Source organism: Burkholderia stagnalis (assembly GCF_902830275.1).
Taxonomy (GTDB): Bacteria; Pseudomonadota; Gammaproteobacteria; order Burkholderiales; family Burkholderiaceae; genus Burkholderia; species Burkholderia stagnalis.
This window is the reverse complement of the sequence record NZ_CADESW010000015.1, coordinates 147,377-161,880: the sequence shown is the minus strand read 5'-3', so window position 1 is coordinate 161,880 and position 14,504 is coordinate 147,377. Positions and strand designations below refer to the sequence as shown.

The window sequence follows — 14,504 nt, the reverse complement described above, 5'->3', positions numbered from 1 at the left end:
CATATACCTAATCTGGAGCCGCTTCAGTCAATATGAGGGACGTTGGCGCCGTCCTCCCGATTCATGGACCGGTTCAAACAGATCGAAACGTTCGCCGCGGTCGCGGCGAAAGGCAGCCTGTCGGCGGCCGCGCACGCGGAAGGGGTCGCGCCGGCGATCATCGGCCGCCGGCTCGACGCGCTCGAGGAGCGGCTCGGCGTCAAGCTGCTGGTGCGCACGACGCGCAAGCTCACGCTGACCTTCGAAGGCTCGGCGTTCCTCGAGGATTGCCAGCGCATCATCAACGACATGCAGAACGCGGAGGCGAGCGTGTCCGCGGGCGGCGTGAAGGCGAGCGGCCACCTGCGGATCTCCGCGCCGGCCGGTTTCGGCCGGCGGCACGTCGCGCCGCTCGTGCCCGAATTCAGCTGCGCGCATCCGGACGTGTCGGTCACGCTCGACCTGTCCGACCGGATGGTCGACCTCGTCAACGAGGGCTTCGATTGCGCGGTGCGGCTCGGCGAGCTGCCCGATTCGTCGCTGGTGTCGCTGAAACTCGGCGAGAACCGCCGGGTGTGCGTCGCGTCGCCGGCGTATCTCGCGCGGCGCGGCACGCCGGCGACGCTCGCGGAGCTCGCGCGGCACAACTGCCTTGCGCTCGCCGCGAACGCGAACCAGCAGCGCGGCTGGGCATTCCAGGAGGACGGCAAGGTCGTGTCGATCCGCGTGAGCGGCATGATGGAGTGCTCGGACGGCGCGGTGCTGCACGAGTGGTGCCTGGCGGGCCACGGCCTCGCGTGGCGCTCGTGGTGGGAAGTCGGCGAGGACATCGCGGCCGGCCGCCTCGTCAGCGTGCTCGACGCGTTCGCCGCGCCGCCGATCGGCATCCACGCGGTGTTTCCGCAGCGCCGGCACCTGCCGTTGCGCGTGCGGCTGTTTCTCGATTACCTGAAGCACACGTACGAGCGGCCCGGTTATTGGGGCTAGCGGCAGCGGGGCGAGCGGCGCTGCCGCCCGACCCGCGTGTTTCCGATATGAGGGCGAACCCGCTGCCCCGGCTGGCGGCACGTTTTCGCACACTACAATCGAAACAGGCATACCGGTGGCGTCGCGGCCGCGGCAGGCGGCGCGGCGCACAACGTGCGATTGACGATGGAGGGCGCGATGTTCAAGCACATCCTCGTTCCGACCGACGGGTCCGACCTGTCGAAGAAGGCGATCGACGGCGCGATCGATCTCGCCCGCGCGGTCGGCGCGCGCGTGACGGCCTATGCGTGCCTGCCGCAGTATCCGTACTCGCCGTTCTCGGAGGTGATCATCGAGCCGCCCGCCGATTTCCGGGCGCGCAGCGAGCGCGAGGCACGCACGCATCTCGACGAGGTGGAATCTGCCGCGCGGCAGGCGGGTGTCCACTGCGACACCTGGACGAGCGTTCATCCGTCGCCATACCTCGGCATCATCGAGGCGGCCGAACGAGGCGGCTGCGATGTGATCTTCATGGCGTCGCACGGGCGACGCGGGCTCGGCAGTCTGCTGATCGGCAGCGAAACGCAGCGCGTGCTGACCCATACGAAAATTCCGGTGATCGTCTATCGGTAGGCCAGGCGCCGGCCCGCGCGAAGCGGGGCGGGCTTTCCGGCCGAGGCTGAAAGCAGCGCATGCCGGCTGGGCCGGCGCGCGTCGTCGTGTGCGGCCCGCAGGCCGCGCGGCGGGTCGCGCGCCTGCCGTCGCGCGCCCGCCGTCTTCTCCCTGATGCTCTTTCGTGATTCGGGCGCCGACGCCCGCCGCCGCATGACCGGCGGGCGTCGGCATGACGCCGGGGCGTCTCAGGCGACCTTCTTGCCGTCGAAGAACTGTTCGTCTTCGGTCGAGCCGTGCAGCGCGGTCGTCGACGCTTCGCGTTCGACCGTCTGCGTCACCGCGTCGAAGTAGCCGGTGCCGACCTCGCGCTGGTGCTTCACCGCGGTGAAGCCCTTGTCCGCTGCCGCGAATTCGGCCTGCTGCAGCTCGACGAACGCGCTCATCTGCGTGCGGGCGTAGCCGTGCGCGAGGTTGAACATCGAGTAGTTCAGCGCGTGGAAGCCAGCGAGCGTGATGAACTGGAACTTGTAGCCCATCGCGCCGAGTTCCTTCTGGAACTTCGCGATCGTCGCGTCGTCGAGGTTCTTCTTCCAGTTGAACGACGGCGAGCAGTTGTACGACAGCATCTTGCCCGGGAACTGCTTGTGGATCGCTTCCGCGAACTTCTTCGCGTACTCGAGATCCGGCTTGCCGGTTTCGCACCAGATCAGGTCGGCGTACGGCGCATACGCGAGGCCGCGCGAGATCGCCTGTTCGAGGCCCGGCTTCGTGCGGAAGAAGCCTTCGACCGTGCGCTCGCCCGTCAGGAACGGCCTGTCGTTGTCGTCGATGTCGGAGGTGATCAGATCCGCGGCTTCCGCGTCGGTACGGGCGACCAGCACGGTCGGCGTGCCCATCACGTCCGCTGCGAGACGTGCCGCCGCGAGCTTCGCGACCGCTTCGCGGGTCGGCACCAGCACCTTGCCGCCCATGTGGCCGCACTTCTTCACCGATGCGAGCTGGTCTTCGAAGTGGACGCCCGATGCGCCGGCTTCGATCATCGCCTTCATCAGTTCGAACGCGTTCAGCACGCCGCCGAAGCCGGCTTCCGCGTCAGCCACGATCGGCGCGAAGAAATCGACGTAGCCCTCGTCGCCCGGGTTCTTGCCTTCCGACCACTGGATCTGGTCGGCGCGCGTCAGCGTGTTGTTGATGCGCTTGACGACCTGCGGCACCGAGTTCGCCGGGTACAGCGACTGGTCCGGGTACATTTCGCCCGCGAGGTTCGCGTCGCCCGCGACTTGCCAGCCCGACAGGTAGATCGCCTTGAGGCCGGCCTTCACCTGCTGCATGGCCTGGTTGCCGGTCAGCGCGCCGAGCGCGTTGACGAACGGTTCGTTGCTGATGAGGCCCCACAGCTTTTCCGCGCCGCGCTTGGCCAGCGTGTGCTCGACCTGGATCGAGCCGCGCAGGCGGACCACGTCCTCAGCCGAGTAGCTGCGCTTGATGCCTTTCCAGCGCGGATCGGTTTCCCATTGCTTTTGCAGTTCCTGTGCCTGTTGCTGACGCGACATGATGTGCTCCTTGACATGGTGTTGCCTGAATCGGATGAATCCGAAGACGGAGACGCTTTTCACGAGGCGGAGAGCGTGGCGTTCCGTTTCGTGAAGTCTTGTATAAGAGTCTAGGCAAACAGGGAGTCGCGAAACAGGGGCTTTTTCAGGAAGCCTTGAAAATTTAAATCGTTATAATTCAGTATCTTGAATCAGGCATTCCGTGATGAGAAATGGACTTTCCCATCCCGCAATATCGTGGGTTGTGCCACGCAGCATGATTTTTTACGACACAAAAAAATTTTTCGCATCGTGAAATGTTGGCCGAGGCGAAAAAAAACCGGCGCGGGTGCGCCGGTTGCGTGTTGCGGGGCGATCGACGGACGGCCGACGAGGCCGTCCGCACGCCGTCACGACGCCGAATTGCTGCGTCGCGGGCCGCCGCGCTGGCCGTCGCTGCGGCGGTTGCCGCCGTCGCGGCTGCCGCCCGGCTTGCCGCTCCAGCCGCCGTTGCCGCCGCCGCCGCCATAGCTGCGGCCGCTACCGTTGCCGTTGCCGTAACCGCCGCCCGGCTTGCCGCCGAAGCGACGGCCGCCACCGTTGCCGCCACCCGGACGGCCGCGGCCGCCGTTGCCGCGATCGTTGCGCGGGGGCGCCTTGCGCGGCTCGAAGCCTTCGATCACGTTGACCGGCAGCGGCGAGCGCACGAAGCGCTCGATGCGCTTCAGCGCGCCTTGTTCGGCGTGATGCACGAGGCTCACCGCGATGCCCGAGCGGCCCGCGCGGCCGGTACGGCCGATGCGGTGCACGTAGTCTTCCGCGAACTTCGGCAGGTCGTAGTTGAACACGTGCGTGATGCCGGGGATGTCGATGCCGCGCGCCGCGACGTCGGTCGCGACGAGCACGCGCACGCGGCGCTCGCGCAGGGCGCGGATCGTGCGGTTGCGTGCGCCCTGCGGCAGGTCGCCGTGCAGCGCGGCCGATTCGAAGCCCGCGTCCGCGAGGCGGCCGGCGAGCTGGTCGGCGTCGATCTTGGTCGCCGTGAAGATGATCGCCTGGTCGAGCGCGTTGTCGCGCAGCAGGTGATCGAGCAGGCGATCCTTGTGGTCGCGGTCGTCCACGTAGTGCACGGTCTGCGCGATGTTCGCGCGCGACTCGAGGCGCTGCTGGATCTCGATGCGCTCCGGATCCTTCAGCAGGCGGCTCGTCAGCGAGCCGATCTTGCCGTCGAGCGTGGCCGAGAACAGCATCGTCTGGCGCGATTCGGGCGTGGCGTCGACGATCGTCTCGATGTCTTCGATGAAGCCCATGTCGAGCATGCGGTCGGCTTCGTCGAGCACGAGCATCTTCAGTTCGGACAGGTCGATGCGGCCGCGCTCGAGGTGGTCGAGCAGGCGGCCCGGGGTCGCGACGAGGATTTCAGGGTTCTTCGCGAGCAGCATCAACTGCTGGCCATAGGCGACACCGCCGAGGATGCTGACCGTGCGCAGGCGCTTCAGGTGCTTGCCGTACGTCGATGCGGCCGTCGTGACCTGCATCGCGAGTTCGCGGGTCGGCGTCAGCACGAGGAGGCCGGGGCGTGCGACCGGCTGCGGACGGCGGACACGGCGATCGCCGTTGTTCGGTTCGCGCGGCGCGCGCGGCTGCTGCGCCTGCGCCTTCTGGAGCTGCGCGAAACGCTCGATCGCGGGCAGCATGAAGGCTGCGGTCTTGCCCGAACCCGTCGGGCTCGACACCAGCAGGTCGCGGCCGGCGATGCCGGCCGGAATCGCGCGCTGCTGCACCGGCGTCGGCTTCACGTAGCCGGCGGCCTCCAGCGCGGAGACGATCTCCGGCGACAGCCCGAGCGACGCGAAGGTCGGCTCGTCGGCGGCCGGCGCGGCTGCAGCCTGCGCGGCGTCGTCGAGACCGAGTGCCTTGTCGGCGGTCGCGTTGAGGGGGCTGGTGGAAATGCTCGAAGTCATAACAATCCTTGAAACACAGTGGGTGAAACGTCGGCGCCAATCGCGCATGCCCAAGTTGTCGGATTCAACGAGCAAATCGGAAAACGGGTGCAATCCGCCAGTCACGTGGCGGATGAGGCTAGAAGCTGTTTTGGGTGCGGCGTGCTATGACAGCGTTGCCGCCAGCCTGATAAGTGACGGCCGCGAGAGCCGAAGCAGGAAGGGGACAGGTTCTAAACCGGATTGGAGCTTAACGCAGCGAGGCGTCTGGCCGGACGGCCGATGGGCCGAGCGCGGATGTGACGCAGCGAGCATTATAGTGATTTTTGCTGCGCTGCGCCACCATTGTGTTGCGGCTGAATGCAATCAGGACGCGGTGCCGTTCTTCAGCGATTCGACGAGCTCGACGTATTGCTGCTTTGCGGCATCCTGCGACGTGCCTTTCAGCGCGTCCCATGCGTCGTACTTGTACTTGCCGACGATATCGGTGAAGCCCGGCTTGTCGCCGTGCGCGTCGCCGTCCGTCGCTTGCTTGAAGAGCGCATAGAGGCGCAGCAGCGTGAGGTTGCCCGGGCGCTCGGACAGTTGCTTCACGTCTTCCTGGGCCTGGTTGAACTGGGCGGTGATGTCGCTCATCGGGTGTCTCCGTGGAGGTTTCAAGTCGGGCGATCTTAACAAGCGCGCCGCCGCGGCGGGTCGAGCGATCCTTCCAAACCGGCGCGTGCGCCGGGCCGGCATCATGGGCCGCGGCGATCGCCCGTGGGAGCGGGGCGCCGCATTACAATGTCGGCCATGATGCAAACAGTGCTCCTCGCCATCGATACGTCGACCGAATACTGCTCGGTCGCATTGCTGCGCTCGGCCACGGCCGAATCCGCCGCTTCCGCCCCACAAAGCTGGGTCCGCCACGAACTGACGGGCGCCGTCTCGAGCACGCGCGTGCTGCCGGCGATCCAGGAACTCTTCGCCGAATCGGGGCTGACGCTCGCCGACTGCGACGCGATCGCGTTCGGCGCGGGCCCCGGCTCGTTCACGGGCCTGCGCACCGCGACCGGCATCACGCAGGGCCTCGCGTTCGGCCGCGGGCTGCCGGTCGTGCCGGTCGGCACGCTGCTCGCGTGTGCCGAGCACGCGCGGCTGCGCGCGCCGGGTACGGCGCGCGTGCTGGCCGCGCTCGATGCGCGGATGGACGAGGTCTACTGGGCCGATTTCGCATGGGACGAAGCCGCCGGCGACTGGCGCACGCTGCACCCGGCCGCGCTCGATGCGCCCGGCGCGGTGGGCGTGCCCGACGTGCCGTTCACGCTCGCGGGCAACGCGGCCGCTGCGTTCGGCGCGCAGCTGCCGGCGCTCGCGCGCGCCGCGGCGGCCGACGGCGACGCGTTGCCGCATGCGCTGGCGGTCGCGCACGTCGCGCTGCGCGCGTTTCGCGCCGGGCGCACGGTGCCGGCCGACCAGGCCGCGCCCGAGTACGTGCGCGACAAGGTCGCGCAGACTACCGCCGAACGGATGGCGGCGCGCGCGGCCCGGCCGGGAGGAGCGCAGGGATGACCGGCGTGCTGCTGAGCGACCGGTATCTGTCGCCGATGACGGACGCCGATCTCGACGAGGTCGTCGAGATCGAGCGCGCCGCCTACGAATTCCCGTGGAGCCGCGGCAACTTCGAAGACTCGCTGCGCAACGGCTACTTCGGCGTGTGCCTGCGTCACGTGACGGGCGCACTCGTCGGCTATTGTGTGCTGATGCCCGTGATCGACGAGATGCACCTGCTGAACCTGTGCGTCGCGCCGGCCGCGCAATGCTCGGGCGCCGGGCTCGCGCTGCTGCGCGAGGCGGTGCGCATCGCGCAGGCGGAGGGGCTCGAAGGGGTGCTGCTCGAGGTGCGGCCGTCGAATCCGCGCGCGATCCATCTGTACGAGCGCTTCGGCTTCGTGACGATCGGGCGGCGCAAGAACTACTATCCGGCGCGGCATCGCAGCCGGGAGGACGCGATCGTGATGCGTCTGACGCTGAACAGGGACGGAGGCGCGCATGGCGTGGGCTGAAGCGGCACTCGAGGAGATGGGGCTGACGCACCGCTGGGTGCGGCGCGGGCTGAACGCAGGCGAGGTGCCGGCGGCACCCGGGCAGGAGGCCGTGACGCAGGCGGCGGGAGAGCAGGTGGAAACGCCCGTCGGCGTCGCTGCAGGAGAGATCCCGGCCGCGGCGGCCACGCAGACGGCCGCGCGGCCGGCCGACGCGCCGCCGCGACCGGCGCGCGTTTTCGCCGAAGCGGGCGGAGCGGCAGCGGTGCGTGACGATGGCGGCGCGCGATTGCCTGCCGCGTCGCCCGCGCCGCAAGCTTATGCAGATGCGGATCCCGCAGCCGGCCGCCGCGCGATGCCCGCGCAACCCGCATCGGCTGCGCGCGGCGACGATTTCACCCCGCCCGCCGACGACGCACCGCCGCTCACCGACGACGATTTCGCGTGGTTCGACGCAGCCCCGCCGGCGGAGCTTGCACCCGCCGCAGACCCGCGCCCAGCCGAAACACCGGTCGCGGAACTCGACTGGGACGCGCTCGCGGCGCGCGTGGCCGACTGCACGCGCTGCGGCCTCTGCGAGAAGCGGACCAACACCGTGTTCGGCGTCGGCGATCGCGAGGCGGACTGGATGCTGATCGGCGAGGCGCCGGGTGAAAACGAGGACAAACAGGGCGAGCCGTTCGTCGGCCAGGCCGGCAAGCTGCTCGACAACATGCTGCGGTCGCTGTCGCTCGAACGCGGCGACAACGTCTACATCGCCAACGTGATCAAGTGCCGCCCGCCCGGCAACCGCAACCCGGAGCCGGACGAGGTCGCGCGCTGCGAGCCGTACCTGCAGCGCCAGGTCGCGCTCGTGAAGCCGAAGCTGATCGTCGCGCTCGGGCGCTTCGCCGCGCAGACGCTGCTGAAGACGGACGCCAGCATCGCGTCGCTGCGCGGCCGCGTGCACACGTACGAAGGCGTGCCGGTGATCGTCACCTACCACCCCGCCTATCTGCTGCGCAGCCTGCAGGACAAGGCGAAGGCATGGGCCGACCTGTGCCTCGCGCGCGATACGTTCCGTGGGGCGGCCATCCGTGGGGCGGCCTCCGGCGAGGCGAACGGCGAGCGGTCCGCGCCATGACGGCCGGCGCGGCGTCGTCGTTCGTCGAAACGCTGCGCGATGCCGCGGTCCGCGATCTGGCATGGCTGCTGTCGAGCCCGGACCTGCTCGCCGCGGCGCCCGGCGCGCCGCTCGCGCGGCCGTGGGCCGATGCCGCGGAGCGGGCGGCGGCCGAGGCATGGCTGGCCGCGCTCGACGCGGCGCCCGAGCCGCTGCATCGCGCGCTCGAGGGGCTGCGGCCGGTCCGGCTCGGCCGCTACGCCGAATGCCTGCTCGAATACTTCCTGACGCACGGGCCGTCGCTGCGGCTCGTCGCGGCCAATCTTGCGCTGCGCAGCAACCGCCAGACGCTCGGCGAGGTGGATTTCCTCGTCGACACGCCCGGCGGGCGGCGCCTGCACTGGGAACTCGCGGTGAAGTGCTATCTGTGCGCGCCCGTGCAAGGCACGGCATCGCTGGCCGACTTCGTCGGACCGAATCTCGTCGACCGCTTCGATCGCAAGCGCCGCCGGCTGATCGATCACCAGCTGCGCCTGAGCGGGCGCGACGGCTTCGCGCTGCTCGGCTACGGCAAGCCGTCCGATGCGCAGATGTTCATCAAGGGATGGCTGTTCTACCCGCATGGCGCGCCGTTGCCGGATGTGCGCGAGGAAGTCGCGCCGGACCATCCGCGCGGCTTCTGGCTGACCCGCGCGCAGTGGGCGGCGTGGGCCGCCGCGCTGCCGGAGGATGCCGCGTGGGCGGTGCTGCCGCGCCTTGCGTGGCTCGCGCCGCGGCGCATCGCAAACGGCGCCAGCGCGCCCGAGCCGCTTGCGGCGGCACAGGCGCTGCCGGCCGTCCTGTCGGCGCGCGAGGCGCCGGCATTGATCGGGGTCTATCGGCCGGACGCCGACGCCGCGTGGCGTGAGACGGCCCGCGGGTTCATCGTGCCGGACGACTGGCCGGAGCAGGCGCGGGCGTTTGCTGCAAAGGCGGACTGACGCTGCGCGGGCCGCCGCTTACCACCAGCGGTGGAAGTGATGCACGGGCCCGACGCCGTGACCGACGTCGAGACGGCCGCTCGCGGCGATCGCGCCGGTCAGGTAGGCCTTCGCGTCGCGCACGGCGCTTTCCAGGTCGGGATGCCGCGGCAGCAGCGCGGCGATCGCGGATGCCAGCGTGCAGCCGGTGCCGTGCGTATTGGCGACAGGCACGCGCGGGCCGTCGAGCCGCACGGCGTGCGTCGCGTCGACGAGCCAGTCGGGGCTCGCGTCGGCATCCGGCAGATGGCCGCCCTTCATCAGCACCGCGTGCGCGCCCATTTTCACCAGCGCCTGCCCTTGCCGGACCATCTCGTCCTCGGTCGTCGCATGCGCGTCGCCGAGCAGCGCCGCCGCTTCGGGCAGGTTCGGCGTGACGACGGTCGCAAGCGGCAGCAGCGCGCCGCGCAGCGCATCGACCGCGTCCGGCGCGAGCAGCGCGTGCGCACTCTTCGAGATCATCACCGTGTCGAGCACGACGTAGCGGGGCGCGTAGCGCCGCAGCGCGTCGGCGACCGCATGCACGATCGCCGCATTGGCGAGCATGCCGATCTTCACCGCGTCGATGCGGATGTCGTCGAACACGGCGTCGAGCTGCGCGGTCACGAACGCGGCGTCGGGCGCATGCACGCCGGTCACGCCGCGCGTGTTCTGCGCGGTCAGCGCGGTGATCACGCTCGCGCCGTACGCGCCGAGCGCGGAGAACGTCTTCAGGTCGGCCTGGATGCCTGCGCCGCCGCCGGAGTCGGAGCCGGCGATCGTCAGGACGTTGGGAATCGGGTGCGTCATGATGGCAAGGCGCCGGTTCGGCAACCGGCGCGGGCATGCGGAAACGGGAAGTGTAGCGTCAGTGCTTCGATTCGCCGATCAGCGCGACCGAATCGAACTGGCGCTGGTTCGCCTGGTGGCGGCGCATCACGAGCCACATCGTCAGGCAGACGAAGGTGCCGAACAGCACGATCACGACGCCGACCGGCACGTCGAGCCACACGAGCACCGCGTACAGGCACAGCATCACGAGCACCGACAGGTTCTCGTTGAAGTTCTGCACCGCGATCGAGTGGCCGGCCGACAGCAGCACGTGGCCGCGATGCTGCAGCAGCGCGTTCATCGGCACGACAAAGTAGCCGGACAGCGCACCGACGCACATCAGGAAGATGTACGCGATGAGCAGGTAGATCGGCATGCGGATGTGGCCGAGATGGAGGACCCAGTTCGACGGGATCATGTCGCGCGTGTAGAACGCCATCAGCATCACGGCGACGCCCATGATGATGCCGACGGGCAGCACCGTCAGCGACTTCTTCAGCGGGATCCGGCCCGCGGCGGCGATCGCGCCGGCCGCGACGCCGACCGCGACGACCGCCTGCAGCAGTGCGCCTTCGGACAGCGACATGCCGAGCGACACCTCGGCCCATTTCAGCACGATGAACTGCAGCGTCGCGCCGGCGCCCCAGAACAGCGTCGTGACGGCCAGCGAGATCTGGCCGAGCTTGTCGCGCCAGAGCGCCATGAAGCAGTCGGCGAAGTCGGTGACGAGCCTGATCGGGCCGTGCTGCTGGCGCGGGTAGCGTGCGCCGGTATCGGGAATGCGCAGGTTGAACAGCGCGGCGACGACATAGATCGCCATGATGATCGCCATCGCGGATTCGGCCGGCGTGTTGATCCACGACGGCGTGTGCGCGATCACGTGCGATGCGATGTGCGGGCTGATCAGCGCGCCGCCGAGCACGGTGCCGAGGATGATCGAGCTGACGGTCGTGCCTTCGATCCAGCCGTTCGCCGCGACGAGCCGGTCGGCCGGCAGGAGCTCGGTGAGAATGCCGTATTTGGCGGGCGAGTAGGCCGCCGCGCCGAAGCCGACGATCCCGTACGCAACCAGCGGATGGGCGCCGAACAGCATGATCAGGCAGCCGACGACCTTGATCGAGTTGGTGATGAACATCACGCGGCCCTTCGGGCGGGAATCCGCGAAGGCGCCGACGAACGCCGCGAGCACGACATAGGACAACACGAAGAACAGCTTCAGCAGCGGTGTCATCCAGTTCGGGGCGTGAAGGTCTTTCAGCAGGGCGATGGCGGCGATGAGGAGCGCATTGTCGGCCAGCGACGAGAAAAACTGCGCGGCCATGATGGTGTAAAAACCTTTTTTCATCTGATGCGATGCGTTCGTCGCTGCGGCCCGGCCGCGTAGGCCGCCAGGTATGCGATCGGCTTATTCCGTTCGAAATGGGTTGTGCGCACGGCTTTATAACACGAAAATACAGCAATTCGGACTAGCAAGATTCCCCGATCGTTCCGCAAGTTGTCGGCTTCGGTGCTCAAAAGGCACGGTAAGCTGATGATTCGCAAGCGTCTTTACGTAAATTTCCCATGCCGCGCCCGATCTCCGCCACCATCCACACCGCCGCTCTCGCGAACAATCTTTCCGTCGTCCGCCGCTACGCCGGCCAGTCCAAGGTTTGGGCGGTCGTCAAGGCGAACGCCTACGGTCACGGCCTCGCGCGCGTGTTTCCCGGCCTGCGCGGCACCGACGGCTTCGGCCTGCTCGACCTCGACGAGGCCGTCAAGCTGCGCGAACTCGGCTGGGCCGGCCCGATCCTGCTGCTGGAAGGATTCTTCCGCTCGACCGACATCGACGTGATCGACCGCTACAGCCTGACCACGACCGTCCACAACGACGAGCAGATGCGGATGCTGGAAACGGCGCGGCTGTCGAAGCCCGTCAACGTGCAGCTGAAGATGAACAGCGGGATGAACCGCCTCGGCTACTCGCCCGAGAAGTATCGCGCCGCGTGGGAACGGGCGCGTGCCTGCCACGGCATCGGCCAGATCACGTTGATGACTCATTTTTCGGACGCGGACAGCGAGCGCGGCGTCGCCGAGCAGTTGGCCGCGTTCGAGCGCGGCGCGCAAAGCATTGCCGGCGCGCGCAGCCTCGCGAATTCGGCGGCGGTGCTCTGGCATCCGCAAACCCATTTCGACTGGGTGCGCCCGGGGATCGTGCTGTACGGCGCGTCGCCGTCCGGGCGCTCCGCCGACATCGCCGATACGGGCCTGAAGCCGGCGATGACGCTCGCGTCCGAGCTGATCGCGGTGCAGACGATCGCGAAAGGGCAATCGATCGGCTACGGCTCGACGTTCTCGGCGCCGGCGCAGATGCGGATCGGCGTCGTCGCGTGCGGCTACGCGGACGGCTATTCGCGCGTCGCGCCCGAGGGCACGCCGGTGATCGTCGACGGCATCCGCACGCGGATCGTCGGCCGCGTGTCGATGGACATGATCACCGTCGACCTGACGCCGTGCCCGCAGGCCGGTGTCGGCGCACGCGTCGAACTGTGGGGCAACGATCTGCCGATCGACGACGTGGCGCGGCACTGCGGGACGATCGGCTATGAACTGATGTGCGCGGTGGCCGCCCGCGTACCGGTGCGCGCGGAATAAGGGCGCACCGCGTGGCCAAACAGAAAACGCTCTACGTCTGCAGCGAGTGCGGCGGCCAGTCCCCGAAGTGGCAGGGGCAGTGCCCGTCGTGTCAGGCCTGGAACACGCTCGTCGAATCGGTCGCTGAATCGCCGTCGGCGCACCGCTTCCAGTCGCTTGCGAAACGCGCGCCGGTGCAGCGCCTCGTCGACATCGAGGCGGCCGACGTGCCGCGCTTCTCGACCGGCATCGGCGAATTCGACCGCGTGCTCGGCGGCGGCCTGGTCGCGGGCGGCGTGGTGCTGATCGGCGGCGATCCGGGCATCGGCAAGTCGACGCTGCTGCTGCAGTCGCTCGCGGGCATCGCGAGCGAGCGCCGCGCGCTCTATATCAGCGGCGAGGAATCGGCCGCGCAGATCGCGTTGCGCGCGCAACGGCTGTCGCTGCTCGACGGCGGCACGCCGGCCGCCGAGCTGAAGCTGCTCGCGGAGATCCAGCTCGAGAAGATCCAGGCGGCGGTCGATGCGGAGCGGCCGGACGTCGCGGTCGTCGACTCGATCCAGACCGTCTATTCGGAGGCGCTCACGTCGGCGCCGGGCTCGGTCGCGCAGGTGCGCGAGTGCGCGGCGCAGCTCACGCGCATCGCGAAGCAGTCCGGCACCGCGATCATCATGGTCGGGCACGTGACGAAGGAGGGCAACCTGGCGGGCCCGCGCGTGCTCGAGCACATCGTCGACACGGTGCTGTACTTCGAAGGCGACACGCATTCGTCGTTCCGCCTCGTGCGCGCGTTCAAGAACCGCTTCGGCGCCGTGAACGAGCTGGGCGTGTTCGCGATGACCGAGCGCGGGCTGCGCGGCGTCGCCAACCCGTCCGCGCTGTTCCTGTCGCAGCACGAGCAGGTCGTGCCCGGCTCGTGCGTGCTCGTCACGCAGGAGGGCACGCGCCCGCTGCTCGTCGAGATCCAGGCGCTCGTCGACACCGCGCATGTGCCGAACCCGCGCCGTCTCGCGGTCGGCCTCGAGCAGAACCGGCTCGCGATGCTGCTCGCGGTGCTGCACCGCCACGCGGGCATCGCGTGCTTCGACCAGGACGTGTTCCTCAACGCGGTGGGCGGCGTGAAGATCACCGAGCCCGCCGCCGACCTCGCGGTGCTGCTCGCGATCCATTCGTCGATGCGCAACAAGCCGCTGCCGAAGGGCCTGATCGTGTTCGGTGAAGTGGGCCTGGCCGGCGAGATCCGGCCGTGCCCACGCGGCCAGGAGCGCCTGCGCGAGGCCGCGAAGCTCGGCTTTACGCTCGCGCTGATCCCGAAGGCGAACGCGCCGAAGCAGCCGATCGACGGCCTCGAGGTGATGGCGGTCGACCGGATCGAGCAGGCAATCGACCGCGTCCGCGGGCTCGAATGAGCATTCCCGCACGCCGGAGGCGATGCCTCCGGCGATCTGTCACGTAATTCGATGTAAACAATCCGTAGGGTTGTGTAACCCGGCGGACATCGCTTTTCCCTATCCTTGGGCGGACTGTCGAACCGCGCAATGCGAAAGGGACCTATGTTCAAACAATATGGGCAGGCGCCCGGCGGACGCCTTTACAACCTGCGCGGCTGCCGCGTATCGGAGCCGATCCGCCAGCCGTGGGGCGGCGGGTGCCGGATCGTCGAATGGATCGACGACGAAGGGCGCATCGCTCGCCGGGTCGTCGCCGAGGACGTGACGGAGGCGGAAGTCGTCGCGGCGATGCGCCGGCCGACGCAGGGGCGTCGCCACCTGATGGGCGACGACGAGCAGATGCCGCGGGACACGCTGCCGCGGCGCTGATTCATCGCGCTGCCGAGGCGCCGGGCCACATGCGGCGGACGATGCGCACCCAGGCCGGGCCGTTACGCCCGGCCTTGTCGC

At 68.9% G+C, this 14,504-nt stretch carries 14 protein-coding genes; 9 read left to right on the top strand and 5 right to left on the bottom strand.

Annotated features, from left to right (window positions below; translation table 11 throughout):
* Positions 1-63 precede the first annotated feature (63 nt).
* Positions 64-966 (top strand): LysR family transcriptional regulator, encoded by a 903-nt coding sequence (locus tag HWY45_RS24485; RefSeq protein WP_017331733.1) that lies wholly within the window; start codon positions 64-66, stop codon positions 964-966.
* Between the two features lie 177 nt (positions 967-1,143).
* Entirely contained in the window at positions 1,144-1,578 is a 435-nt protein-coding gene (locus HWY45_RS24480) for a universal stress protein (protein ID WP_059885212.1), read from the top strand.
* Between the two features lie 227 nt (positions 1,579-1,805).
* Here the strand turns inward: HWY45_RS24480 and aceA are convergent, their stop codons facing one another.
* The 3 genes from aceA to HWY45_RS24465 all read right to left on the bottom strand — a co-directional run bounded on the left by aceA (position 1,806) and on the right by HWY45_RS24465 (position 5,671).
* The gene (aceA, locus tag HWY45_RS24475; RefSeq protein ID WP_059885197.1) at positions 1,806-3,113 is read right to left on the bottom strand and encodes an isocitrate lyase; all 1,308 of its coding nucleotides are present in this window, start codon (positions 3,111-3,113) and stop codon (positions 1,806-1,808) included.
* A 389-nt stretch (positions 3,114-3,502) separates the two neighbouring features.
* Positions 3,503-5,056 (bottom strand): DEAD/DEAH box helicase, encoded by a 1,554-nt coding sequence (locus tag HWY45_RS24470; protein ID WP_059885195.1) that lies wholly within the window; start codon positions 5,054-5,056, stop codon positions 3,503-3,505.
* Between the two features lie 345 nt (positions 5,057-5,401).
* The gene (locus HWY45_RS24465) at positions 5,402-5,671 is read right to left on the bottom strand and encodes an acyl-CoA-binding protein (protein WP_059563494.1); all 270 of its coding nucleotides are present in this window, start codon (positions 5,669-5,671) and stop codon (positions 5,402-5,404) included.
* Between the two features lie 147 nt (positions 5,672-5,818).
* On the opposite strand from HWY45_RS24465, the gene tsaB reads away from it, so the two are divergent.
* The 4 genes from tsaB to HWY45_RS24445 are packed head-to-tail and all read left to right on the top strand — an operon-like array spanning position 5,819 to position 9,141.
* Complete coding sequence (gene tsaB / locus HWY45_RS24460) at positions 5,819-6,586, top strand: tRNA (adenosine(37)-N6)-threonylcarbamoyltransferase complex dimerization subunit type 1 TsaB (protein WP_059809634.1); 768 nt, start codon at positions 5,819-5,821, stop codon at positions 6,584-6,586.
* Positions 6,583-7,080: a ribosomal protein S18-alanine N-acetyltransferase gene (rimI, locus tag HWY45_RS24455; protein ID WP_059809633.1), complete on the top strand. Its 498-nt coding sequence runs from the start codon at positions 6,583-6,585 to the stop codon at positions 7,078-7,080. Before tsaB ends, rimI begins: the two co-directional genes overlap by 4 nt.
* Positions 7,067-8,182: a uracil-DNA glycosylase gene (locus HWY45_RS24450; RefSeq protein WP_059885193.1), complete on the top strand. Its 1,116-nt coding sequence runs from the start codon at positions 7,067-7,069 to the stop codon at positions 8,180-8,182. The genes rimI and HWY45_RS24450 overlap by 14 nt, the downstream gene beginning before the upstream one ends.
* On the top strand, positions 8,179-9,141 hold the full coding sequence (locus tag HWY45_RS24445; RefSeq protein WP_059885191.1) for a DUF1853 family protein: 963 nt from the start codon (positions 8,179-8,181) through the stop codon (positions 9,139-9,141). Before HWY45_RS24450 ends, HWY45_RS24445 begins: the two co-directional genes overlap by 4 nt.
* A gap of 18 nt (positions 9,142-9,159) precedes the next feature.
* Here the strand turns inward: HWY45_RS24445 and thiD are convergent, their stop codons facing one another.
* Together thiD and lplT are read right to left on the bottom strand one after the other, a co-directional pair.
* On the bottom strand, positions 9,160-9,969 hold the full coding sequence (gene thiD, locus HWY45_RS24440; RefSeq protein ID WP_059885211.1) for a bifunctional hydroxymethylpyrimidine kinase/phosphomethylpyrimidine kinase: 810 nt from the start codon (positions 9,967-9,969) through the stop codon (positions 9,160-9,162).
* A 58-nt stretch (positions 9,970-10,027) separates the two neighbouring features.
* A complete protein-coding gene (gene lplT, locus HWY45_RS24435) occupies positions 10,028-11,335 on the bottom strand; it encodes a lysophospholipid transporter LplT (RefSeq protein WP_059809626.1) in 1,308 nt (435 codons plus the stop codon).
* Positions 11,336-11,553: 218 nt separating this feature from the next.
* Here lplT and alr point away from each other — a divergent pair, with 218 nt between their 5' ends.
* The 3 genes from alr (at position 11,554) to HWY45_RS24420 (ending at position 14,423) form a co-directional block, all read left to right on the top strand.
* A complete protein-coding gene (gene alr / locus HWY45_RS24430) occupies positions 11,554-12,624 on the top strand; it encodes an alanine racemase (RefSeq protein ID WP_059885189.1) in 1,071 nt (356 codons plus the stop codon).
* Positions 12,625-12,635: 11 nt separating this feature from the next.
* A complete protein-coding gene (gene radA, locus HWY45_RS24425; RefSeq protein WP_059563487.1) occupies positions 12,636-14,012 on the top strand; it encodes a DNA repair protein RadA in 1,377 nt (458 codons plus the stop codon).
* A gap of 144 nt (positions 14,013-14,156) precedes the next feature.
* Entirely contained in the window at positions 14,157-14,423 is a 267-nt protein-coding gene (locus HWY45_RS24420) for a DUF2866 domain-containing protein (RefSeq protein ID WP_059563486.1), read from the top strand.
* Positions 14,424-14,504: the final 81 nt, after the last annotated feature.